At 34.3% G+C, this 25,119-nt stretch carries 20 protein-coding genes and 3 pseudogenes; 4 read left to right on the top strand and 19 right to left on the bottom strand.

All coding sequences use genetic code 11. The features are described from left to right. Positions 1–78: 78 nt before the first annotated feature. Positions 79–1,032, bottom strand: coding sequence for a D-alanyl-D-alanine carboxypeptidase family protein (locus ACUN26_RS06260; protein WP_001080885.1), 954 nt, complete (start codon positions 1,030–1,032; stop codon positions 79–81). A gap of 204 nt (positions 1,033–1,236) precedes the next feature. Between ACUN26_RS06260 and ACUN26_RS06255 the strand changes: the two genes are divergently transcribed. Beyond that, a complete protein-coding gene (locus ACUN26_RS06255) occupies positions 1,237–2,238 on the top strand; it encodes a S66 family peptidase (protein WP_000602821.1) in 1,002 nt (333 codons plus the stop codon). An 87-nt stretch (positions 2,239–2,325) separates the two neighbouring features. Here the strand turns inward: ACUN26_RS06255 and ACUN26_RS06250 are convergent, their stop codons facing one another. The 10 genes and pseudogenes from ACUN26_RS06250 to ACUN26_RS06205 form a co-directional block, all read right to left on the bottom strand. Next, a complete protein-coding gene (locus ACUN26_RS06250; RefSeq protein WP_000695210.1) occupies positions 2,326–2,772 on the bottom strand; it encodes a DUF6376 family protein in 447 nt (148 codons plus the stop codon). 89 nt (positions 2,773–2,861) lie between these two features. After that, positions 2,862–3,083 (bottom strand): hypothetical protein, encoded by a 222-nt coding sequence (locus tag ACUN26_RS06245; RefSeq protein ID WP_000459109.1) that lies wholly within the window; start codon positions 3,081–3,083, stop codon positions 2,862–2,864. A gap of 219 nt (positions 3,084–3,302) precedes the next feature. Then, complete coding sequence (locus ACUN26_RS06240; RefSeq protein WP_001214020.1) at positions 3,303–5,864, bottom strand: glycosyltransferase; 2,562 nt, start codon at positions 5,862–5,864, stop codon at positions 3,303–3,305. Positions 5,865–6,163: 299 nt separating this feature from the next. Continuing rightward, positions 6,164–7,888: a thiol reductant ABC exporter subunit CydC gene (cydC, locus tag ACUN26_RS06235; protein ID WP_000073465.1), complete on the bottom strand. Its 1,725-nt coding sequence runs from the start codon at positions 7,886–7,888 to the stop codon at positions 6,164–6,166. Next, a complete protein-coding gene (cydD, locus tag ACUN26_RS06230) occupies positions 7,885–9,606 on the bottom strand; it encodes a thiol reductant ABC exporter subunit CydD (RefSeq protein WP_000824053.1) in 1,722 nt (573 codons plus the stop codon). The genes cydC and cydD overlap by 4 nt, the downstream gene beginning before the upstream one ends. Beyond that, positions 9,606–10,622, bottom strand: a complete 1,017-nt coding sequence (gene cydB / locus ACUN26_RS06225) for a cytochrome d ubiquinol oxidase subunit II (protein WP_000950090.1) — start codon at positions 10,620–10,622, stop codon at positions 9,606–9,608. Before cydB ends, cydD begins: the two co-directional genes overlap by 1 nt. Beyond that, positions 10,609–12,012, bottom strand: a complete 1,404-nt coding sequence (gene cydA / locus ACUN26_RS06220; protein WP_000448866.1) for a cytochrome ubiquinol oxidase subunit I — start codon at positions 12,010–12,012, stop codon at positions 10,609–10,611. Before cydA ends, cydB begins: the two co-directional genes overlap by 14 nt. A gap of 592 nt (positions 12,013–12,604) precedes the next feature. Beyond that, positions 12,605–13,659: pseudogene (locus ACUN26_RS06215) on the bottom strand (LLM class flavin-dependent oxidoreductase). A gap of 118 nt (positions 13,660–13,777) precedes the next feature. Continuing rightward, positions 13,778–14,221 (bottom strand): MarR family winged helix-turn-helix transcriptional regulator, encoded by a 444-nt coding sequence (locus tag ACUN26_RS06210; protein WP_001205523.1) that lies wholly within the window; start codon positions 14,219–14,221, stop codon positions 13,778–13,780. A gap of 369 nt (positions 14,222–14,590) precedes the next feature. Further along, positions 14,591–14,662 (bottom strand): annotated as a pseudogene (locus tag ACUN26_RS06205) (DUF4352 domain-containing protein); the annotation flags it as partial. Between ACUN26_RS06205 and ACUN26_RS06200 the strand changes: the two are divergent. Beyond that, positions 14,658–14,831: pseudogene (locus ACUN26_RS06200) on the top strand (siderophore biosynthesis protein); the annotation flags it as partial. The pseudogenes ACUN26_RS06205 and ACUN26_RS06200 overlap by 5 nt on opposite strands. An 88-nt stretch (positions 14,832–14,919) precedes the next feature. Here ACUN26_RS06200 and ACUN26_RS06195 read toward each other — a convergent pair. Beyond that, positions 14,920–15,468 (bottom strand): DUF4865 family protein, encoded by a 549-nt coding sequence (locus ACUN26_RS06195; RefSeq protein ID WP_000579879.1) that lies wholly within the window; start codon positions 15,466–15,468, stop codon positions 14,920–14,922. Positions 15,469–15,588: 120 nt separating this feature from the next. Here ACUN26_RS06195 and ACUN26_RS06190 point away from each other — a divergent pair, with 120 nt between their 5' ends. Then, the gene (locus ACUN26_RS06190) at positions 15,589–16,377 is read left to right on the top strand and encodes a LysR family transcriptional regulator (RefSeq protein ID WP_000404971.1); all 789 of its coding nucleotides are present in this window, start codon (positions 15,589–15,591) and stop codon (positions 16,375–16,377) included. A 91-nt stretch (positions 16,378–16,468) separates the two neighbouring features. On the opposite strand, the gene ACUN26_RS06185 is transcribed toward ACUN26_RS06190, so the two are convergent. The 7 genes from ACUN26_RS06185 to ACUN26_RS06155 form a co-directional block, all read right to left on the bottom strand. Next, positions 16,469–17,422 carry a branched-chain amino acid ABC transporter permease gene (locus tag ACUN26_RS06185; RefSeq protein WP_002093784.1) on the bottom strand — a complete coding sequence of 318 codons (954 nt, stop codon included), beginning with the start codon at positions 17,420–17,422 and terminating at the stop codon, positions 16,469–16,471. A gap of 49 nt (positions 17,423–17,471) precedes the next feature. After that, positions 17,472–18,332 (bottom strand): branched-chain amino acid ABC transporter permease, encoded by an 861-nt coding sequence (locus ACUN26_RS06180; protein WP_000382809.1) that lies wholly within the window; start codon positions 18,330–18,332, stop codon positions 17,472–17,474. Positions 18,333–18,354: 22 nt separating this feature from the next. After that, complete coding sequence (locus ACUN26_RS06175; protein ID WP_001196711.1) at positions 18,355–19,056, bottom strand: branched-chain amino acid ABC transporter ATP-binding protein; 702 nt, start codon at positions 19,054–19,056, stop codon at positions 18,355–18,357. Further along, on the bottom strand, positions 19,034–19,807 hold the full coding sequence (locus ACUN26_RS06170; protein ID WP_000149304.1) for an ABC transporter ATP-binding protein: 774 nt from the start codon (positions 19,805–19,807) through the stop codon (positions 19,034–19,036). Before ACUN26_RS06170 ends, ACUN26_RS06175 begins: the two co-directional genes overlap by 23 nt. An 89-nt stretch (positions 19,808–19,896) precedes the next feature. Continuing rightward, positions 19,897–21,114 carry a substrate-binding domain-containing protein gene (locus ACUN26_RS06165; RefSeq protein WP_000062008.1) on the bottom strand — a complete coding sequence of 406 codons (1,218 nt, stop codon included), beginning with the start codon at positions 21,112–21,114 and terminating at the stop codon, positions 19,897–19,899. Between the two features lie 282 nt (positions 21,115–21,396). Further along, positions 21,397–22,314 (bottom strand): CobW family GTP-binding protein, encoded by a 918-nt coding sequence (locus tag ACUN26_RS06160; protein ID WP_001044962.1) that lies wholly within the window; start codon positions 22,312–22,314, stop codon positions 21,397–21,399. Positions 22,315–22,424: 110 nt separating this feature from the next. After that, a complete protein-coding gene (locus ACUN26_RS06155; protein WP_000528022.1) occupies positions 22,425–23,861 on the bottom strand; it encodes a flavin monoamine oxidase family protein in 1,437 nt (478 codons plus the stop codon). A 200-nt stretch (positions 23,862–24,061) separates the two neighbouring features. Between ACUN26_RS06155 and ACUN26_RS06150 the strand changes: the two genes are divergently transcribed. Then, positions 24,062–25,006, top strand: coding sequence for an L-lactate dehydrogenase (locus tag ACUN26_RS06150; protein ID WP_000715319.1), 945 nt, complete (start codon positions 24,062–24,064; stop codon positions 25,004–25,006). Positions 25,007–25,119: the final 113 nt, after the last annotated feature.

The raw sequence follows: 25,119 nt of genomic DNA, 5'->3' as shown, positions 1-25,119 counted from the left end.
AAAAAGCAGTTTATCGTTACTAAAAATAAGTAACAATAAACTGCCTTCCTCATGTAATGTTCTAACTTAGCATTTTACTTAATTAACTAATCCAAATGTATATGACATTAACTTATTCGTCTCTGTAAAACGTTTTGTTTTACTGGAAGTCCCCATGACTACTGTAATAATTCGAGTATCTCCTTGTTTTGCAGTACCTGTAAAACAGTACCCTGCACTATCTGTAAATCCTGTTTTTAATCCGTCTATTCCTTCTATATATAAACTTTTATTATTTTTGTTTAGCATGTCATTTGTACTGATAACATTAATATTATTAAATGCTAACTGACTTTGACGTAAGTGAGTCACTTCTAATATCTCCGGATAATCTTTTATAAGATGATACGCCAGTTTTGCTACATCGGCAGCTGTCATCTTAGTCTCACTTCCATCAGGCTCTTGTAGCCCTGATGCATTTGCGAATTTAGCATGTTCCGACATTTCTAACTGTTTCGCTTTTGCATTCATAAGTTGAACGAAATCTTTCTCCGTCTTTGCCATATGTTCTGCTAACGCCACCGCCGAATTATTTGCCGATTCAATCATTAATGCATGGTACAAGTCTTTCACAGTCAATGTGTCATTCACTTGGACTGGGATTCTCGCACCCTCTGTTTGCGCTGCTTTCTCACTCATTTTCACCGGATCTTCCCAGCGAACTTTCCCATTATGTACACTCTCTAATAAAAGGTACGCTGTCATCATCTTAGACATACTAGCTGGCGCAAAAGCTTCATTTTCGTTATGTTGATAAATAACATCTCCATTACTCGCATCGATAATCATAGCTGCTTTTGCATCAACTTTTGGTGGGATGTACTTTGACGGAACTACTTTTTCAGTTAACCCAGTTTTAGGTAGCTCTGCCACTTGTAAAGGTGGTCCCTCTACATTTGTTGTACTCTTTTGAGTTCCTTGGAATAAGAACCAACATATCCCTAAAATAATGACTAATAGGATTGTTACTCTTCCCCATTTCAACCGATTCATTTCAAAACTCCTTTAGCAAACCTTTTATACACTCACAGTCAACCATAACAACAATTCCTGCATATCGTCAAGGTAAAAAGTATATTTATTCATATACAACAATTATTATTTCAATCTATTTATGTTACACTATGAATACTGAAATATAAGAATATTCAATGATAAATTCATAAACAAACTATTTAATAGAAAGGATTCATACAAATGATACTTCCAAAACCATTAAAATACGGCGATACTATTGGGATTTATTCGCCCTCTTCACCAGCAACCTACACTTCCCCAAAAAGGTTTGAACGAGCAAAATCTTACTTGAAACAGAAAGGGTTTCATATATTGGAAGGTTCACTTACAAATCAATATGATTATTATCGTTCTGGCAGCATACAAGAGCGTGCTGATGAACTAAATGATTTGATAAGAAATCCAAATATTTCTTGTATCATGTCAACAATTGGTGGGATGAATTCCAATTCATTATTACCTTATATCGATTATGATACTTTTCGAAATAACCCTAAAATAATGATTGGATATTCCGACGTATCAGCTTTATTGCTAGGAATTTATGCAAAAACAGGAACTCCTACATTTTACGGTCCTGCACTCGTTCCTTCTTTTGGAGAATTTGAGCCTTTTGTAGATGACACATACAAATATTTTTCAGAAACATTACTAAACGATCAACCTCTTCCTTACAATATAAAGCAACCGTTATTTTGGTCAGATGAATTTATTAATTGGGAAGAAAAAATGAAAGAAAAAGAACTTAGACCAAATAATTGGATTTCTGTAACGAATGGACAAGCTACTGGGCGTATGATTGGCGGGAACTTAAATACAATACAAGGAATTTGGGGTAGTCCTTATATGCCACCTATTCAAGAAGGTGATATTCTATTTATTGAAGATAGCTCAAAAGATGCAGCTACTATTGAAAGAAGCTTTTCCTTACTTAAACTTAACGGAGTATTTGATAAAGTCTCTGGTATCATTCTTGGAAAACATGAGCAATTTGATGATTGCGGTACGAATCGAAAACCTTACGAAATACTATTAGAAGTACTACAAAATCAAAGAATCCCTTTTCTAGCTGACTTTGATTGTTGTCATATGCATCCAATGATCACTATGCCCATAGGTATTCCAATTAAGTTGGATGCGACCAATAAAACGATACATATTTTAGAAAAATGGACGGTCTAAGCACACTTATATTATAGGAAGAAAATATAATGAACTTACCGTTAGAAAACAATGAAAAGCTCCGTTTATGAAAAACGGAGCTTTTCATTATTGACCTAAATTTTGTATCTTATCTTTCAAATCTCGCACTTGATCCATCGTCTGCATAAGCTCAGAGTTTTTAAATTGCTCTACATCAATTTTCCCTTCCTCTACCTTCTTCATAGACGTATCAATTAATGTATTTAACTTTTCATTATATCCGACGATTTGTTGGTGAAGATCCTTCGCAACATCTGGTGGTGTTAATTCATTAAAAGCTGGTATATCTTGTTTAATTTCATTTAGCTTCGCTTCCAATTCTTTTCGGGCTTCTTTATCATTAACAGCCTTTTCCGCTAACGCTGGAGCTTCATTTGCAAATGCGCTTATTTCATTCACATAGTCTGTTGCCTTTTGAGCATAATCTAATGAGTTCTTTCCTTCCTCTACTATCGAACAACCTATTAAACCAATTGAAACTATCAATACTAATAAAATTGATTTTATTTTCATTTTAGACTCCCTTCGTCTTTATAATTGTCTGTAAGCTTCCCTTCATAACTTCTAGCTTAATTGCTTATAACCTTTTTTCAAATAGCAATTTACCCACTTACATGCCCTATTATTGTTACAACATCAATTTCTATATGTACGCTAATAATATCTTCAATTATATCCATATATCCTTGTCCTATAGCTGTTCCATAGTGTAATGACAGCCCCTTCTTTTCATAAACTGACTTTGGCACTGTAAAAATAAATCTCCTCAAGTTTCTTTCATCAGCTGGTTCCATAATTAAAACAATCCCATCCTCATCAAACATATACACTCGCCCTCCAACTTTACATTCACTATGGCTCAGTATTGCCTTGGTCAACTAAATTTAAAACCTAAAAATACGATACACGCTGCTCTATAATTAAAATAAGAAGCATTCATTCTTTTTTTAAAGAATGAACGCTTCTTCAAAACGTTGTTTTAAAGGTCCTTCCCCCCTGTAGATGGGGGATATCACTTCCCCTCAATACACATCTCTTGCCTATCATTTTCGGACAATATAGAGCATATCTGTTTCAGATAACCCAAATTTCTTAGCGCTTTTCATTCCTTGTTTTTCAGCTATGTTATACAGTTCCACCTTAAATCCTGCATTCATTAATCGTTGAATAAATCCTGATTGATTATAAATTCTTACATGATCTTCATGACCAAAAGCTAATTTTCTTAATTTCGGTGTTACAATTAATTCATTCTCTATAATAGAATCTACATTCATTACGATTGGCACTTGAATAATTCCCCATCCATTTGGCTTTAATATTCTATATAACTCTCGCATCGCTTTTTCATCATCGAAAACGCGTTCTAATACATGGTTACATAAAATCACATCAAATGTGTTATTTTCATATACAATTCTTGTAACATCTATTTCTTTCATTAACTGATCCTTCGGTTCAATATCTCCACATACATATGTAATGTTTTTATACTGACTAAACCATCCTCTTACCTTTGCTTCCGGTGCAATATGAAGTACAGTATCATTTCCACTTAATAAATCAGTTTCCATTTCAATATAAACACGATATAACCTTTCACGATCCATCGAATCACATACCGGACAAATCCCCGTATCTTTATTCCACATCTCGAATTTATATTTTGGAAAATCGTAATGTGCTGGCCAAGGGGAAAATTTTGCAAATTGTTGATTGCAATATTGACAATAACATACTTCTTTCTCAAATATACGAGTAACTACCTTATTTAGTGCCTTCTCTATCTTTCCATTATCAATTTCATTTACTTGCCCACCTCTTACTGCATCTTTCATTATGAACACCGCATTTTCCAAACAATAAGTCAAGCACTCTTTATAATCTTGCTCATCATTTAAAAATCCACTATTATATGCATCTATTATTAATTCAATCCATTCCTCAATTGTCATGAATATAAACTGCTTTTCCTTTTGATTTCGTCCACTATACTGTCTAAAATAACTAAGAGGTTCCTGTATATAAACGACTCTACCTTTCTTCATCATATCGAGCCATGTTGCAATGTCATGAATAGCAGAATAAGCTTTCCCCTTAAAACAACCAAACTCCCCTCCAAAAAACTTCCGATTAAACAGAACTGTTGTAGGTTCACCAACTACATTTTTCAAGTTTTTTAACATATAATTCCCTAATTCTTTCCCTTCAAAAAGTGTAGTTTCTTTGGCAATTTTCATATTCAATGTTGATGGTGGTAAAACCTTTCCATTCTCATCAATTAGTTCCCGATATGATGTCACAAACGAAATGTTTTCTATTCTAAAAAAACAATTCATCATTCTTTTAATCTTTTCAGGATGAAATAAGTCATCATCTAATAAAAAGTTTATATACTCTCCAGTTGCAAGTTCTATACATTTATTAAAGTTCTCAGCTTCTAATGGGGTTTCACTTTTAACATATGTAATGCATTCATATTCACGTAAATATGGTTGGATCATCGCGTGAACTTCAACGTTCGTACTGTCGTCAGAAATTATTATTTCAACATTTTCATATGTTTGATTCAAAGCACTTTTGAGAGCTAATTCCAAATAATGAGGTTTATTGTAGGCAGGAATAAGTATGCTAACTTTCGGTAAATGAGAGTTATAATTCATATATTGTTTTTTCTTTTCTATATTAATTTTCTTTAGCTTAATTTGTTGATAAAAATCTAATGTATATAATAGTGATGATGGAACTATTCTTCTTGCATAGTCTAGAAAATTAGTTATTGCTTTGTCTAGCTCTGTTTCATTAGCTAAAAAACCATATTTTTCTCCAACTATAATACTATGTGAAAAATCTTCTAATCCATCCATAAGTTTATTAGATTCATTTAACTGTTGACCTGGATGTAATCGGAAGTAACTAAGTGTCTCCGCTATATATACTGCTTTTCCTTTACTTAATAAGGATAACCATGAGGCGATATCTACGTTGCATAGATACCTCCTTTTATCAAACATACCATACGGTTCTTTCAAATCATTTTTACGAAATAATACCGTTGTAGGTTCTCCTATATAATTCTTTTGATTTACAATTACACTATTTGCTAATTCCACCCCATCTACTATTGTGTCATTTTCAAATAGACGTACTGTTGAATAAATATGTCTTAATTCGTTCTCTTCATCATCAATTACTTGGCGATGGGATGTTACGAGCTTAATTTCATGATTTAAATCATTGACATAATATTTCATCATTTTTTCAATTTTATTAACATGAAATATATCATCATCCATTAAAAAGTTAATATACTCGCCGTTCGCCTCATTACATAACATAAGTGCATTTTCAAATTGCCCTAGAGTTGAGCTATTTTTTATATAATTAATATTTGAATACTTACACAAATATTTTTGTAATACCTTTTCTGTTTCGTCATTCGTACTATCATCTCCAATAATAATTTCTATGTTAGGATATGTTTGTTCTAACACACTACATAATGCTTTTTCAAAGTAGTGAGGACGATTATAAGTAGGAATTAATACACTCACCAATGGCATTCGATCTATCGCCTCTTTACTTTTTTCAAAATGACCTCTCATCTTATTCCTCCACCTTTTCGCATATTATTTATATACGCGACACAAAATCACCTGACTAAAACCGTATGGAACCTTTATACTTTTATGCAAGCTCGTAACAAAATATCCTACTTTTCACTCCTATATATACACATTCAATAATACAGACATTTGATTTACAGCTTTCCATTCATAATGATTACCATCCTAAAACAGTATTGAGCCAAACAAATCTATACGTTGAAATGAATATATATTTCTTAACAAAAAATAGCTACACCATAAGGTGCAGCTATTTTTACGATAAGTACTTAATCAAATTATATTCCTTTATCTAGCTCATAAAGCATACGATATCTCTCATTTTCTTTAAGTAATTGCTCATGACTTCCTTGCATTACAATTTGACCACGATCAAGGAATATAACTTCATCTACATGTTCAATTCCTACAAGATGATGCGTAATCCAAATGACTGTATTTTCTTCCGTTGCAGAAAACATTGTTTCTATTAAAGATAACTCTGTCTTTGGATCTAACCCGATAGTAGGTTCATCAAATACAATAATCGGCGCTTCTTGCATAAGCGTTCTAGCAAAAGCAACCCTTTGTCTTTCTCCACCAGAAAATCTCTTCCCCATTTCATGCATTTTTGTTTGTAATCCATCTGGAAGAGAAGCGATATGCAAAGCTAATTGTGCTTTCTCTAAAGCGTTCCATATCTCTTCATCATTAGCCTCTGGTTTACCGATTCGCACATTGTTTCCAATTGTCGTATCGAACAAATGCGGTTTTTGATTTAATACGGAAATATATTTGGATAAAAGATTCGTATGCGCTTGTTCACCATTCAATAAAACTTGTCCATGTACCGGACTTAACGCCCCTGTTAACAATTTTAGTAAAGTAGATTTCCCTGTCCCACTTCTACCTAAAATGGCAATTTTTTTTCCTGCTTTTATTTGTAACGATATATCTTTTAATACAGTCTCGTTACTGTCTGGATAACTATACGATACATGATTCAGTTCAATATCTACATGTTTTGGTGCACCGTAATCCTTATCTTCATGCAAATCCATTTCATCATGTAAAACACTATCACTTTCTACACGATTCAGACGATGAGCAGATTCTACATAAGATGGGATTCGATCGATGGCATCTGAAATCGGAATAAGCGCATTCGTTACAGATAAAGTCATTAATACGAAGGCCGCGATAACTGTAGGTGCAATCTGTTCACTTGCCGCTTCATTCCCAGTCCATATAATCATTGAAATAACTACAATACCTACTACTAAATGAATGAGACTGTCTCGAATATGATACCAGCGTTTCAATCTCTTCTCTGTTTTTAACAATCGATCATTTTGCTCTACATACTCATTAATAAATTCATCTTTTCGACCACTTGCCTGCCAATCCGATAATCCAAAGACTGCGTCTGTTAGTTGTTGATACAAACGGCTTCTTCCCTGCTTTAAAGTAACATGATGTCGCCTCATCAATAGTAATGATACGAATGGAAGAAGAAAAACGATAATAGCTAACATACAACCAGCAATCAGTGCAAATACGAAGTCAAATGTACCGATAACAAGTACGAAAATGCTATATACAACTAGTGCTAATATACTAGGGAATATTGTACGTAAATATAGGTTTTGTAAATGCTCTATATCTTCGGATAGTACACCTAACACATCACCCGTTTGAAATCGGGAACGAAAAAATAACGCCTGTGGTTCTACTATTCTGTATAGTTTCGTTCTCATTCGTTCTAATATGCGTAGTACGACATCATGTCCCACTAAACGCTCTATATAATGGAAAACAGCTTGCCCTATACTAAACGCACGTGTTGCAACAATCGGAACATATACAGCCATTACATTTTCTGGTCTAAGAGCAGATTTAGAGATTAAATAACCTGAAATAAAAAGTAACATCGCACCTGAACTAACTCCAAGAAGCCCAAGGAAAATAGTTAAAGTCATTCTACCTTTATTTTGCTGTATATAAGGTTTAATCCAGTTACTCATTTCTCTCCCCTCTCTTCCCTATGAAAATGTAATGTCTCTTTCTTTAACAGTTCTTCATACGTTCCACTTTCTTTAATTTCCCCTTTATTTAAAATAAAAATATGATCCATTTGTTTCATCCAATGCAGACGATGTGTTGCAAGAAATACTAACTTACCTTCAAACAGACGTAACATCGATTGCTTTATTTCAAATTCAGTTTCAATATCAAGATGCGCCGTAGGTTCATCTAATAAAATGATTGGTTTTTTACTTAAAAGTGCACGCGCCATAGCGACACGTTGTTCTTGTCCGCCACTAAGCATACGTCCACCTTCTCCAATTCTTTCATCCATTCCATTTGGAAGAGATGCAATGAGTGAGCTAAGCCCTACATCATGAATAACTTTCTTCATTTCTTCATCCGTTGTATTTGTCTCGTAGAAACAAATATTATCTTTTAATGAAAGTGGGAAAATATATGGTTGCTGTGGAATATAAGCAATATTTTTTTGCCAATCTTCACGAGTAGATCCGTCAATTCCCACACCATTTACTAACACTTTCCCACCGGACGGATAGAGAAATCCTGCTAACACATCGATTAACGTTGATTTCCCTGCCCCACTTTCACCAATAATGCCTATAGCACCGTTACCTTGCCAAGCAAAGTCAATTCCCTCTAATATAGCCTTTTTAGATTCATCGTTATTTACTTTTACATCTTGTAATTTCAAGCTACTTGAAGAATTCCATACTATATCTACATTTGAATCTTTCTTTTCTATTTCTTTTTGTTGCTGTAGAATTCCCTCTATTTGTTCCATCGCAAGTTGGCCATCTAATGTAGCATGATAATTCGCTCCAACTTGCTTAATCGGTAGAAAATATTCCGGAGCTAAAATTAATATTGTAAGAGCAGGCAATAAAAGAATCGTTCCATCTATTAAACGAATTCCTAAACCTACTGCCACAAACGCAATTGATAAACTTGTAAAGAAATCTAATGCAAAAGAAGAAAGAAAAGCAACTCGCAAAGTACGCATCGTTGCTTTTCTATATCTTTTACTAACCTTTTCAATCTTTCCTTCGTGCTGTTTACTTTTCCCTAAATACTTTAATGTTTCTAACCCTTTTAACGTATCTACAAAATGATTAGAAAGTACACGATATGTTTCATATTGACTATCAGCCATTTTCTGCGCTGCTAATCCTAAAAGAATCATAAATATGATTACAATAGGAATCGTTACAACTAAAATGATTCCAGACTTAATATCCAGCGTAAAAACATATAGTACAATTAATCCCGGAACGATACTACTTCTAATCATTTTAGGGATTGTCAATTCAATATATGTTTTAAATTTTTCAATCCCTTCAATCGATAAGGTAACCAGATGACCTGTTCCGACAGTTTGAACATATCTTGGTCCTAACGTGAAATATGCCTCTATTAATTGCTTTCTTAGCAACGATCCTGTTTTTTCAGCGAAACGTTCCACTAAAATTTGTGATATTCGAACCAACATGTGGCGCGCTGCAAACATGACCCCAAAATAAACAGTTTCATTCAACACAGATTGCACTGTTTCTCCATTAAATAAAAACGTAATAGCTCTCGCTAAAAACACTGTTTGCGCAATAATACTAAAAGCTTCTAAAATACTAATAATCGTTAACGCTACATATAACATACGGCTACCGGGATAAGACGGAAGTCCTCTTTTTCTTTTCATTAGTACTCCAAATCGTTGTCTGACTTAACAGGTTGTCTAAATACATAATAACTCCATATTTGACTTCCGATAACGAAAGGCAAAATAGCAATCGCAAAGTAAGTCATAAGTTTTAATGCATAAGCTCCTGATGCTGCGTTGTAAATTGTCAAATCATTCATTGCTCCTAAAGAGCTAATCATAACACGTGGGAACATACCGATAAATACACTCGCACTTAGTAAAATGATTGTTAAACTCGTCATAAAGAAAGCCCAACCATCTCTTCTTCTTTTATTTAATAAAGTGGACGCTAATAGTGCTACAAAAGCTCCAATTGGTACCATAATCCATTCTGTACCATGGGCAGTGAAAATATCGGTTTTCCATAACCCTATACCAGCAAAAATAAGAAGTGTTATTAATGAAAATGGTGCAATTTTTATTGCAGCAATTCGTGCACGTTCTCTCAATTTACCCGTTGTACGTATTGTAAGGAATTGTAGTCCATGAACAATACATAGCAGAAGGAACATTACTCCTCCAAGTAACGCAAATGGATGAAGTAATTGCAAGAATCCACCTACAACATTTTTACTCTCATCGATAGGTACACCTACCATAAAGTTTGCAATCGCAACTCCCCAAAGGATCGGAGGTAGCATACTTCCAATAAACATACCCCAATCCCATGCACTCTTCCATTTATGATTATCTATTTTCGCCCGGAATTTAAAGGAAACACCTCTTAAAATTAAAGCAAGTAGCATAAATACAAAGGGAACATAAAAACCACTAAATAAAGTTGCATACCAGTGCGGAAATGCCGCAAACATAGCGCCACCAGCACAAACAAGCCATACTTCATTCGCGTGCCAGAACGGTCCTATTGTATTCAAGTAAACTCGTTTTTCAAAATCATTCTTTCCTAAAAACCTTGAAACCATTCCTACACCAAAATCGAAACCTTCCAGTACGAAGAATCCAACAAATAAGATTGCAATAACTAAAAACCACAACTCATTAAGAGATAACATACTCTTCCTCCTTATCAAATGGATCATGGCTTTGATAATCCTTTTTCGTTTTCTTATTCGTATGTCCCTTAATAGTACGAACAAATAAGTACACACAAATTCCACCCATAATTAAATACATTGATGTGAATGAAATAAGTGAGAATAATACTTCACCGAATGTTACATTGGGTGATACAGCATCTTCTGTTTTCATTACACCAAATACTACCCAAGGCTGACGACCCATTTCAGTCATAATCCATCCTACTGTATTACCGATGAACGGAAGAGAAATTGCATACACCATTACTTTTAAATACCACGTTTTTTCAGCTAAACGATCTTTTCTTGATAAGAACCATCCGTAAGCTCCTAGAAGTAACATGAATGTTCCACTCATTACCATTGCTCTAAAACTCCAAAACATCGTATGCACTGGAGGAATATAATCTCCAGGTCCGTATTTTTCTTCATATTGTTTTTGAATTTGATTCATCCCTTCAACTTGACCGCTAAACTTATCATACGACAATAGACTTAGCATATAAGGGATTTGAATTTCAAATGAATTTTCTTTCTTCTCTGTATCAATTTTCGCAAATACTGTAAATGGCGCTGGATCCTCACTCGTATTCCATAGCGCTTCAGCTGCAGCCATTTTCATTGGATGTGTCTTAATTAATTGTTGTGCTTGTGCATGACCGAAGAACAATACAAGCGCTGTTGTAATCGTTCCAACAATGATAGAAATTCGGAACGATTTTTTAAATACTACAGTTTCTTGTCCTTTTGTAATTTTCCATGCACTTACACCCGCAATAAAGAATGCACCTGTTGCAATTGCCGCTGTAATTGTATGCGGGAACTGTACCCATAATTGTGGATTTTGAATAATCGCTAAAAAGTCATTCATTTGCGCACGACCATCTGCTGCCATTTCATACCCTACAGGTGACTGCATAAATGCACTTGCAGTTAAAATCCAAAACGCTGATAACATTGTTCCAATTGAAAGGAGCCAAATACATAGTAAGTGAATTCGCTTCGGTAGTTTATCTTCACCGAATACCCATAAACCTAAAAATGTAGACTCAATGAAAAATGCTAGTAATCCTTCAATTGCAAGTGATGGACCAAATACATCACCTACGAAACGTGAATATGTGGACCAGTTCATACCAAACTGAAATTCTTGTAAAATACCTGTTACTACACCTACTGCAAAGTTAATAAGGAATAATTGCGTCCAAAACTTCGCCATCTTCTTATATACTTCTTGTCCTTTTACCACATACAACGTTTGCATTATTGCAATAATAAAAGCTAAACCAATTGACAGCGGAACAAAAAAGTAATGGAAAATCGTTGTTGATGCGAACTGTATTCGTGCCAATTCGAGCGTTTCCATACTAAAATCACTTCCTTCATAGTTTTTATAATTAAAATTAATTGAGCAATCTTAAAAAACTCAATTATTAAGAAATGCGAAAAGACAAAAACATCTTGTATGTATTGTCGAAAAATGCAAAATTTCAGTTTTTCAAACTATTGCAATGCTATTTTTATCTTTTCACTATTTCTGTAGTGTTTTGATTCGTTAATCGAATTGTATAATATACCTGCATAGTAAATTCAGGTTATTTTTGACGTATTATTGACATCATTTTGTCTGAAATATGTCTTTTGTCATTTTTTTGAATCAGATTTTTCTCATTAGCAGAATGTGTTTTTTCAATATACGGCTTACTTTTATATCTATAAAACAATCGTTTTTTCTTCATACACTTGACTTTCACCCGGAAAAATGTCCTCGAAACCACCCTGGATAAATGCTTATTTTTTGTCAAGAGAAAAATGTATTTTCAAAATTCAAACTCGAAATAATGTTATTCAAAAATAGAAAAATAGCTTCCCTCTCCCTCGACTAAAAGTTCATTTTTTTGTCATTTTTCCAGAACAAATAAAAAACTGAGAGTCAATTAGACTCTCAGTTTTTTTATTTATTTTGCTGTATGTTTTCTAACGGCTGGTAAAATTTCAGTAGCAATTAATTCAATATTTTTCTCAATTTTATCAAATGGTACACCGCCAAAATCAATTTGTGCCATAAAGCGTTGTTGGCCAAACAATTCATATTGGTAAAGCATTTTCTCAATGATTTGTTGTGGGCTACCAACCATTAAAGCATCACGGTAATCTATTGCATTTGTAAATTGCTGTTTCGGATACCCACCACCGCGCAGTGTAAGCATACCAGCATTAATATGAGGGTAATATTCACTAAGTGCATCTTGTGAATTTTTTGCCGTATAAAATAAACTCGTTGTCGCAACTGGTAAACTAGCTGGATCAAATCCACTTTGCTGAGCAGCCTCGCGGTAAGCATCTACTGACACTTTAAAGTTAATTGCTGGACCACCAAGTGTTGTTATCATCATTGGCACACCTGCACGTCCTGCTTTAATTGCACTAGCTGGCGGTCCACCAACCGCACGCCAAATTGGCAGGTTATTGTTTTTAGCTCTAGGAATAACTGAAGCATGCTCAAGTGGTGCTCTGAACTGCCCATTCCATGTGACATGTTCCTCTTTATTAATTTTTAATAAAAGATCCATCTTCTCTTCAAATAACTCTTCATAATCATTTACATCGTAACCAAGTAAACTATATCCTCCAATACGAGATCCACGACCAGCTACGATTTCAGCACGACCATTAGAAATCAAGTCAATGGTAGCGAAATCCTCATATACTCGAACTGGGTCAGATGTACTTAATATCGTTGCGGAACTTGCAATTTTTATATTTTTCGTAGCTTGCGCGGCCGCCCTAAAATAACTGTATGAGCTTGCGTTGTAAAATGTGTTTGATGACTTTCGCCGACAGCAAACACATCAAGCCCTGCCTCATCTGCTAACTTAGCTGTTTCAATTCGTTCGTGAATTCTTTTCTCTGGCGTAATTTTCTCCCCATTATGTGGATTTAAAACATGATCACCGATTGAATATAATCCAAACTCAATTCCTTTTCTTGTATCTATACGGTATTTTTCCATAGTTACTCTCCCCTTTAATAAAGTAGTATTAGTTTTTTTCTAAAAACGTTGGTAAGTCAAGTGTATCTCCGTATTACCTACGCCCTCACTTGATTAGTCAATTGATAGTATAAAAAAATTACTCTTGCGGTAATTCTTTTTTTTCACTATGCTTATGAACTTTCGTCATCAGCTCGTATAATATTTTCTGCTCTTCTTCATTTAATACATCATCAAAAAACGAAGATTGAAATGCAAGTTGCTCTGGCAATGCTCTCTCTAAAGCTGCTTCTCCTTGCTCTGTAAGACTAATTGTTTTTGTTTTCCAATCTTGTTTTCGCACAATATATCCTTCTTTTTCAAGACGAGTTAACATTCGAGAAATACCGCCTTGCGTAACAGTAACCTTTTCAGCTAACTCCATTTGTGTCAACGGCTGATATGTCCGTATTTGCAAAAGGACATCAAATTGGGCTGTCGTTAAATCAAACCGTTTTAAAAATTCATTTGACATTTGATTACTTTGATTCGTAAATCGTATTAAACGTAACCATATTAACGATCCTATCGTATTATCACGCATGTTTTATCACTTCCTAGCGTTTATCTTATTATCACTTTACTACGCAAGTGATGTTAATGCAAGTGATAATTACATTTTTTTATATAACTCAACTTACTTGAACTTAACCAAAGGTATTACTCGTGTAGTATTAGGTCTACTTACCATTCTCTACATCTCCATAAAAAAAGGATTAAGCTCCAACGCCTAATCCTTATCATGCATTTATTTTTGTTTTCCAAAACGGTATGTTTGAAATTCACACCATCTAACCTATTATTTTCTTTTATCGTACCGTAAATTCATTCAAGATTACCGTCTTCATGTAAAACTTGTATAGGTTTGCATAAGAGACCCTTGTTTACACCCATCGGGCTTTTACGGGATAAATTACTTAAGTTCCACTTTTACTTCCTCCTTAGACATAACATCAGGTCTATAAATTAATTGAAGATTTGAATCTTTTGACTATACTAATCTTCTATATGTGCCAAAAGATGAATATGGTCATCCATTTACGTATGTTGGATTTGTTACAGGATATTATTTTCAAGCTTATGGTGCAGATCGTATATACTTATTCTTCAATAAAGAATTAAGAAAAGCAGTAATTTGTTTTGAGTATACATAAGATAACCAAGAAAAATCCATTTTGAACCTTTTTACTTGAATCAAAATGGATTTTTTATAAATAATTAATCTATATTTCAATTCCACATCTACTGTGAAATGTGTAGAACTTCATATATTGTAATATCCTTCATTGCTTCAATTTCAGGCTTTTCTTCATAAAAATCAAAATGACTATATCCCCACTTATCTGGGTTATAGACTATTACATTCCCTATACAATTTTCTGTATTCTGGACATTCTGATTCGAAATATTAAATTGAGCCCCAATCAATGAATCCATTTGAGAAATACTCCCTACATATTCAACAACATATCTACTTTTTCTAAAGTCATTACTTACATTAACAACGAATGGAACACCTATATTTATTTGTTGCCACCCGAACGATTGTAAAATATTATCGTAATACCCTTCAAAGATAAATTTGTTCATCCCTTCATGACCATTCCAAATATATAAAGGTGCATAGCAATTATAGAAATTCCTGTCCTTACCTGCCTCAGTAATTAAATAGGCCTTAAAATTCAACTCTTGAAAACCATCTGTTTTATGACCATTCTTTTTTACCCTTTCTCTAATAATCCTTATATCATAATCCTTTGGCAAAATAACCTTATATTGCATTCCAATCATGTTTATCACTCACTTTCAATCTTATATACATAATGATAAACCGATGGCTAACTAACGTAAAATAGGTATAAATTATGTTTGGTATCATTTATAATGATACCGTATAAGGGGCTGAAATGAATGGAAATAAATGATCTTATCATATTTAAAACTGTAGCGAATGAAGGCTCTATTAGTAAAGCTGCTAAAGAGCTAGGTTATGTGCAACCGAATATAACGGAGCGAATAAAAAAATTAGAACAAGAGTTAGAAACACCATTACTACATAGAGATAACAAAGGTGTTTCATTGTTACCTTCTGGTGACATTTTATTAGACTACACGAATAGAATATTAACTCTGTTAGAAGAAGCAAAAAATGAAATTAAAACGAGTGGTTCTTCTTATGTAATTGCGACATCACAATCTATTTTGACAAATTATTTAAGTATGCGCATTAAAGAAAATTTTAGGAGTTACCAACTATACATTGAAAGTAGTAGCCACTTACAAACACTGTTACAGCAACAAAAAGTTGATATGGTCATAACTTATGAGGATTATCCTGACGCAGCGTTTAAAAAAGTATTCACCACTTCAATTTCTGTAGGTTTATTAAAAGCGAAAGAAAAGTGTACCATTGACTATTCAAAAGAACTTTTCTTCGTTAGTAATGACAAGAAGTGCCCTTTTAGAAATAAGACAATACAATTTTTAAAAGAAAACAATCTATCTCAGCGCCAACTTCAACAGTTAGATTCTTATTCGCTTATGGAAGAATTTATCGTTGAGGGAAATGGGATAGCTTTTTTACCGATTAAAAATGATAAGTTAGTAACAATTGAAAATGTTCCAATAGAGAAATTAGCTGTTCATTTTTTTACGAATCGAAACTTTATTAAGCATACCCCTGATGAACTATTTGAGTAATAGAATGACTTTGTTTACAAACTTTTTTCAAAATAAAAACCCCTCTTGAACGTATATAAAAGAGGGGTTTTTTTTATATACAATTGATTTTTCACACGTTCTGCTCCACACCTGCGCTTTTCTCCTTCTTACTCCTTTTAACACTCTTCAACTGCTTAACCGTTCCAACTAATCCTTTCGGAAAAACTAGTAACACGATTATATACAATAACCCTAGAATAATCGTCCATCTTTCAAAAATCGGATACTCCGTCGCTAATTCTGATAAATAATATTTTAGTGATTCAATGATACCAGCTCCTGCAATGGCTCCGATTAACGTTCCAACCCCTCCAATCATTGTCATTAATAATGCATTTAACGTCATTTCAATTGAAAATACAGTGGTATTTACAAAGCGTAATGTGATGACGAATAGACCACCGCTAATCGCTGCAACTATTCCCGCCACTACACTTGCGATAATTTTATAATGAAGAACTTTATAACCAAGTGCTTCAACTCTTTGTTCATTTTGTGAAATTGCCTTTAATACTTTCCCAATTGAAGATTTGGTGAAAAGACGTAGCAAAATGAAAATATTGATTAAACATATAAACGTTACATAATAAAATGTAAAACGATCACGGAATATTTCTGGTACTCCAAATGTAAATCCATCTCCTCCGTGAGTTAGCCCACGCCATTTTTCAGCAAGTACGAAAAACAACTGTGAAATAGCGAGCGTTAACATTGCATAAAAATGACTTTTCAACCGTAAAGAAAGCAAGCCGATTATATAACTAACGATTGCTGAAACGATAATTGCCGCTATTATACCTATGAAAAAGTTTGTTATTGATACACCTTGTCGATCGAATAAAAGTGCTACCCCATATGCTCCTATTCCAAAGAACATACAGTGGCCGAACGATACAATTCCTGTATAACCAAGCAATATATCAAAACTCATTGCAAAAATAGCAAAGATGAAGATTTGAGTGAACAAAATTAACAAGCTCCGTGAATCATTTACGAACGGAAATACACTTAAACAAATGAGCATAAATACTCCGAAGTATACTTTAATTCGATTCGATGTGTTGTTCACCATTTCACCCCTTTTCACCAACAAGTCCAGTTGGCTTCACTATTAAGAAAAACAGTAACATTAACATATTGATTGCAAGTGATAAATCTGGCATGAAATATGCTGTAAAAGCTCCGGCTAATCCGACAATTAAAGAAGCGATTGCTGAACCTTGGACGCTACCTAACCCTCCAATTATTACTACAATGAAAGCTAAAATTGCATATTGCATACCCATTTCGGCGAAAACAACGCCTGAATATGGTGCAAATAAGAATCCACCTAACGCTGCCATTCCTGCTCCTAATAGAAAGACGAACGAAAATATAGCTTTCACGTTAATGCCGAGTGCTTGAACCATCTCCTTATCCATTACACCAGCGCGGATCATAAGACCTATCTTTGTTTTTTTGAGTAGTAATAGTAGAGCAATGTAAATTAGTATCCCAACTAAAATAACGAACAACCGGTATTTTATTAATATAACCCCTCCAAATGTATAGCTACCTTGTAACCATATCGGTAACTTTGCACTAATTGGATTCGGTCCCCAAAATATTTTTATACACTCACTAAGAACGAGCATTCCTCCGAGTGTAACGAGTAGCTGGCGAACATGGTTTCCATACACTGGCCTAATAAGAAATCGTTCTAAAATAAAACCAAGCAACATTCCCATAGCAACCGCTCCAACTAACGCTAACACATAACTACCTGTCATATTAAATAACCAAACGCCTGTAAAAGCTCCCCATGCAAATAAACCACCATGTGCAAAGTTTAAAACGCTCATTAGGCCGAAAATAAGTGAAAGACCTGATGCTAATAAAAAAATAAGCATCCCGGTTGAAACGCCGTTTACAAATAAGTTAATTAACACATCCACGTTCTATCCCCCCGTATCAATGTTAAGAAATACCTAAATATTTATGACATGTTTCTTTATCCTCTCGCAGTTCATTCATAAAACCTTTATGCACAATACGCCCATTATCCATAATGTAAAAATAATCACCGATTTGACTAGCCATCATAAAATTTTGTTCAACAAGTAAAACAGTCGTTTTCTCCTTCATTTTCAAAATTGCTACCATTAATTTTTCTATCATAATTGGTGATAGCCCCTTACTTGGCTCGTCAATAAGCAATAGTCCATCACTATTAATAAACGCTCTTGAAATAGCCAACATTTGTTTTTGTCCCCCGCTTAAAAGCCCACTTTTCTTATTCCAAAACTGCTTTAAATCAGGAAATAGCTCGAGCATCCAATCTATTTTCTCGTGAACTTCTTCTCCTTTTCCACTCGCAAGTGCGAACGTCTCTTCTACTGTTAAATCATGAAAAATCCCTTGATTTTCTGGTACATAGCCTATTCCTTTTCTTGAAATTAAATGTGTAGATAATCCATTGACCTGCGTACTATCATAATAAATCTCACCATTTGCTATCCGATGAAATCCCATAACCGATCGCAACGTTGTTGTTTTTCCCGCCCCGTTTCTTCCAAACAGTACAGTAATCGTCCCTTTCTCAACAGTGAGTGATACCCCTTGTAAAATATGAAACTGATCTAAATACGTCTCTATATTATTCACTTGTAATAGAGCCACTATATAATCCCCCTAAATAAGCACTTTGTACACGCTCATCTTTCATCATTTCTTCTGGTAACCCTTCCGCTAATAACTCGCCATGAAATAAAACGATAAGATGGTCCGACAAACCTAGTACCATATCCATTTTGTGTTCGATGAGTACGATTGTGCTCTCTGGATGTTTTTTAATATTTTCAATCACTTGTAAAATAGCCGGAACTTCCTCAACTGAAATACCCGCAGTTGGCTCATCAAGCAGTAATACATCTGTCTTTAATGCTAATAACATAGCAAGCTCTAACTTTCTTTTTTCCCCGTGAGCTAAATCTTTTGCTAATACCCCCTCTTTCTCATGAAGTAGCACTGTTTTTAAAAGACGTCTCGCCTCTCCAGTTTGCTGCTTTAACTTAGCTACATTCGGGAAAAAACTGTAATAATCTTGAACGAATGATTGAACACTTAAACGTACATTTTCAAGTACCGTTAACTCTGGGAATATATTTGTAAGCTGAAAAGAGCGCCCGATTCCTAATCTTGTTCGGTCTGAAATCGATAATTTTGTAATCTCTTTTCCTTTAAAATACACTTCACCTTTCGTCGGAGAAATTTGTCCACTTAGTAAGTTAAATAACGTTGTCTTGCCGGCACCATTCGGTCCAATAATTGAAATGAGCTTTCCCTTTTGTACCGTTAAATTAACATCTTTAATAACATGATGGTCACCAAAAGATACACAAAGATTTTTCGTCTCTAACAAATGTGTCACGAAATCCCTCCCTTTAAAGCTTTCAGTATGAAAGAAATACGTATAAAGAGGGTATCACCTCTTTATACAAAAACAACAGAAAATTCAGTCTATTTATTTTGAACTGGTGGTTCTGTCTCTTTCATCGTTAATTCTCGCTCTAACACTGGTACCGGATAATCAACACCATCTTGCTTTTTCAACGTGATAGAATATAGCGTCTGCATCGCTTGGTGGTCTTTCTCTCTAAATTTCATCTTTCCTTTCGGTGTATCAAATTCCATTCCTTCCATTTTCTTAATCAATGTATTTACATCTGTATCACCATTTGTTTTCTTTAATGCTTCCACAATGGAAATTGCCGCTGACATTCCTCCTGCTGTAAATAAATCTGGTACTGCACCATTAAATCTTTTTTTATGTTCTTCAACTAACCAGTCATTCACCTTATTTTTTGGAAGTGCATGATAATAAACAGAAAAACCTTGCATTCCTACTAATGCATCCATCGTTTTTAATGCTGGTATATCCGGTGCACCAGTAGAGACTTTAATACCTTGCGCTTCCACATTCATATCTTTCAACTGTTTCCAAGGTGAATTTGCCCCTGCCCAAACGATAAATAAGTAATCTGGTTTTGAGCTAATGATATTTTGAATATTTGCCGTAAAATCTGTTGAATTCGTGTCAGCGTATTGCTCGTTTACAATGTTTGCTCCTAATTTTTTCGCACCCGCTTTAAATGCCGCAATCCCTTCACGACCAAAAGCGTTATCTGGAGCAAACGTCGCAATCTTTACATCTTTTTTCGCAATTGCTGCTGCTCCTGCAATCGCATCTTGTGAGGAACTTCTTCCAGTTCTAAAAATATATTTATTCCAGTTCTTCCCGGTAATACTATCAGCAACTGCCGGTTCTACAACCATAATTTTTTCATATTCTTCAGCAAGTGGTAAAACCGCTAACGTATCACTTGAACTAGACGATCCGACTAAGAAATCAACTTTCTCTTCTTCTAATAATTTCGTAGCTTTCTTTACCGCTACATCGGCTTTCGTTTCCGTATCTTCTACTACAAACTTAATTTTTTTCCCTTCCACTTTTCCTGTTCCACCAGTTGCATAGTCTAACCCTAATTCAAATCCGTTCACTGTTTGCTTTCCATACGATTCTAATGGACCTGTTAATGATGCAAGAACCCCTACCTTAATCGTTTTTTCATCCTCTGTACTTGTTTTCTTTCCTGAACAAGCTGCCGTTATTAATAACGAACCTAAAACACAACCAGTAAACATCGTTTTTAGCCACTTACGTTTTTTCATCGACATTGTGATCCTCCCCATACTTTACTTTCTGATAGAATCAAACACGCCAAATTCCCCTGCCCGTAATCATGACTTTTAAACTATAAGATAGATAATGGAAAACTCTTGTAGTATCCTCTACATTCGGCACAAATCTATAATCACCTTCCTATTAAATGGAAATGGACATACAATCAATATATATTCCGTTATCCAATTGAAAATACTGTTTCATTACAGTATTCATCACGAAAAAAGCTGCAATAATTAACTTAAGTTAATTATTGCAGCCTACATAAAAAGCACTTAATTATTTTCTACCTTTTCTAACCCTTCAACCAATTGTTTCTTATCTAGCCCTTCCCCGATTACTACCAAGTTTGTCGGGAAACCAAAATCTTGCTCTAGTAAAGTTGGTACGCCAAACGAATATTGGAATAGATGAGGGTATTTATCTCCATGGAATTTCACAAAACCTTTCACTCGATAAATACTATCTGGTAAATTCGAAAGCCATTCATATAATTTGTCTTGATCAATCGATTTCGTAAATTGATACGTCATCGTTTGTATATGTAAATGCTGTTTAACATGAAGTGTCTCGTGTTCCCCAGCACTCACAAATTCAGCTTCTTCTATATCATCTAAAGATATATTACAATATTTTGTTTCAAACAATTTCGCATGATTATTTATTGCTTTCACTTCTTCAAGTACTTTGTTCTTATCTTCTTCTGTTAGTAAATCTGATTTATTAATAAGAAGGTGACTACTAAATTTCATTTGCTCATGCAGTAACTGTTGCACATTTGCACTTAATATACTTCGATTTAACCATCTTACTGCATCTAAAACGACTACAATTGATTTCACTTCTAAGAAAGGTGCTAAAATTGGTGATACACATGCATCTAACACTTCAATTGGATGTGCGACGCCTGTTGTTTCTATGTAAATTACATCTGGTCTTTCTTGCTGATATAATGAATGCAATTGTATTTCAAGTTCTTCCTTTAACGTACAACAAATACATCCTTTTAGTAATTCTCTTAACACATTCTCTTTACCAATAATATCTGTATCTACTGAGTATTCACCAATTTCATTCATTAAAACAGCAACTTTTCTATTCTTCTTCTTCTCCGCTACTAATAAATTTTGTAATAATGTTGATTTTCCACTACCTAAAAAACCACCTAATATATGAATTTCCACTTTATTCATTTGATCAACCATCCATTTCTTTATTTCAAACGTATTCAAAGCGTAATAATTACGATTTATATTTATCATTTTATTAAAAGAATAACAATTTGTAAATATATCTTCTATCTTCACTTTTCATTTACTTCATGAGCAACTCTAATTCCAGACTCAATCGCTCCCTGCATCCACCCATGTGTCAACGTTGTATGTTCTCCTGCAAAGTGTACGTTTCCAGCCGGCGACGCAATATAAGGAAATAATTCTAGCTCTTGGCCTGGTTCAAAAGCTGTAAATGCTCCGCAAGAATACGTATTCTTACTCCAGCTAAAAGATTCCCCTGTTATAAACTCACTATAGACTACATTCCCATATATTTGCGCTAAATTTTTCAATGCGTAACGAATACGCTCTCTATGCGGGAGACTATCCCATGTTAAAGCCTCATCCGCCCACGTATAACTTGCTATAACGATAGCTGCCCCTGGTGACTGAATGCCATAGCTCGGATAATATGTAAAACGTATCGGTAAATCCGTAATAGATTTCCCACCATACTGCCCGACTCTTTCCCAAAATCTACTTTTGAACTCTATCGCAATTTTAGTTGCAGCAATATAATTTAATTCACGAATTGCTCGTCTTTTAAAATAAGTGAATAAATGAAATGGCTGAACTTCTACAAATCGTAACGCCGAAAACGGAATTGTGATAATAGCAATATCACTTGTTATTGTAAATGGATCTAACGTTTGTTCATGTTTTACTTGCAGCATCACTTTATTATCTTCTTGTATTATTTTTTCTACTTTATAGGACATAAAAATATTATCCTTTAGCTGTGGTAAAAATGCATTTGGTAATGCATCCATCCCGCCCGTTATCTCGTAATATTTCGCCGTTGAAGTAAAAAAAATCATTTCCCGTAATACTTCAATTAAAGACATTCCCATATATGCTTCCATATCAAGAAGTACACCAATCATATCTATTGCTCCATCCGAATAATACTCCATTAAAAATAAACCAAGCGAATACGTTTTATACTTTTTTTCAACGATAAACCAGTTTTTATTAGGATCCTTCTTAATATAATTTAGTATTGGTTCTAATACTTCAAGCATTAGCTCTTCTGCCGTTTTTCCTCTTTCTTTATCCAAAACCGGATATTCAAGTATACTTGGATCATATTCAAACACATTCAATCTCGTTTGAATATGATTCGTATAAATGATATCTGCAAAAGTTTTATTTATAAAAAGGTTTAACGGTAGTTTAAATTTACGAATATACGCTAAAGTTAACTCATGCGTATCAGGAATTCTCATCGGTCCTGCATTAAAGTATAAACCCGCACTAAACGGTTCACGAATCGTATACACCCTGCCACCTATTCTGTTATTTGCTTCTATAATCGTTACTTCATGTCCAGCCTCTTTCAATAAAGAACCTGCAACTAATCCAGAAATCCCTGCACCGGCAACTGTAATTTGTTTGGGGTTATTCGTTTTGGCAAGCCCTTCATGAACAATTTGAAGCATTTGTTCCATCGATAATGGATTCCCCATACCATTTCCCCTTTTAAAAAGGATTTTACTGAATTATATTCAGTTAACTGAATTCCTATGTTTTGTTCGCAAATTTGAACGGATACATTTTCAAATACTTGAATATCTTTTATAAAATGTAATAAACTAGATATGAATTTATAGAAGTAGGACGTATTATCTTACATAATAAAATCAATGAAATTGCGAGGAATTGTGAAATGAAAAAAGGTATTAACCGTGTTGTATTAGTAGGAACAGGTGCAGTTGGATGTAGCTATGCTTACTGCATGATTAACCAAGCTGTAGCTGAAGAATTTGTTTTAGTTGATGTAAATGAAGCAAAAGCCGAAGGAGAAGCAATGGATTTAAGTCACGCTGTTCCATTTGCACCAGCTCCAACTAGAGTATGGAAAGGTAGCTACGAAGATTGTAAAGATGCTGATCTTGTAGTCATTACAGCTGGATTACCACAAAAGCCAGGTGAAACACGTTTAGATTTAGTTGAGAAAAACGCTAAAATCTTTAAACAAATCGTTCGCAGTATTATGGATAGCGGATTTGATGGCATCTTCTTAATCGCAACAAACCCTGTAGATATTTTAACGTACGTTACTTGGAAAGAATCTGGTTTACCAAAAGAACGAGTAATCGGTTCTGGTACAACGCTTGACTCTGCTCGTTTCCGCTATATGTTAGGTGAGTACTTCGACATTGGTCCACACAACATTCATGCTTATATTATCGGAGAACATGGTGATACAGAACTTCCAGTATGGAGTCACGTATCAGTTGGTATTCAAAAACTACAAACGCTTCTTGATAAAGACAACACATACACACAAGAAGATTTAGACAAAATTTTCATAAATGTTCGTGATGCAGCCTACCATATTATTGAGCGCAAAGGTGCAACTTATTATGGTATTGGTATGTCACTTCTACGTGTTACAAAAGCTATTTTAAACGACGAAAATAGCGTATTAACAGTTTCAGCATACTTAGAAGGTCAATACGGTCAAAAAGATGTTTATATCGGCGTACCTGCTGTTTTAAATCGTGGCGGTGTTCGTGAAATTTTAGAAGTAGAATTAAGTGAAGACGAAGAATTAAAATTCGATCACTCTGTTCAAGTGTTGAAAGAAACAATGGCTCCCGTTCTTTAATCGTATATTTCATTCAAAAAAGCAATCCAATTCATATTGGATTGCTTTTTTATATTTTTATTGTTCACCCTCAATCTAAACCGTAATATTATCCATAATAGAAAGGAGTGATT

This window comes from Bacillus sp. WC2503, assembly GCF_052682895.1.
The sequence above is the reverse complement of the archived record's forward strand: the minus strand, read 5'-3'. Positions and strand labels throughout refer to the sequence as shown.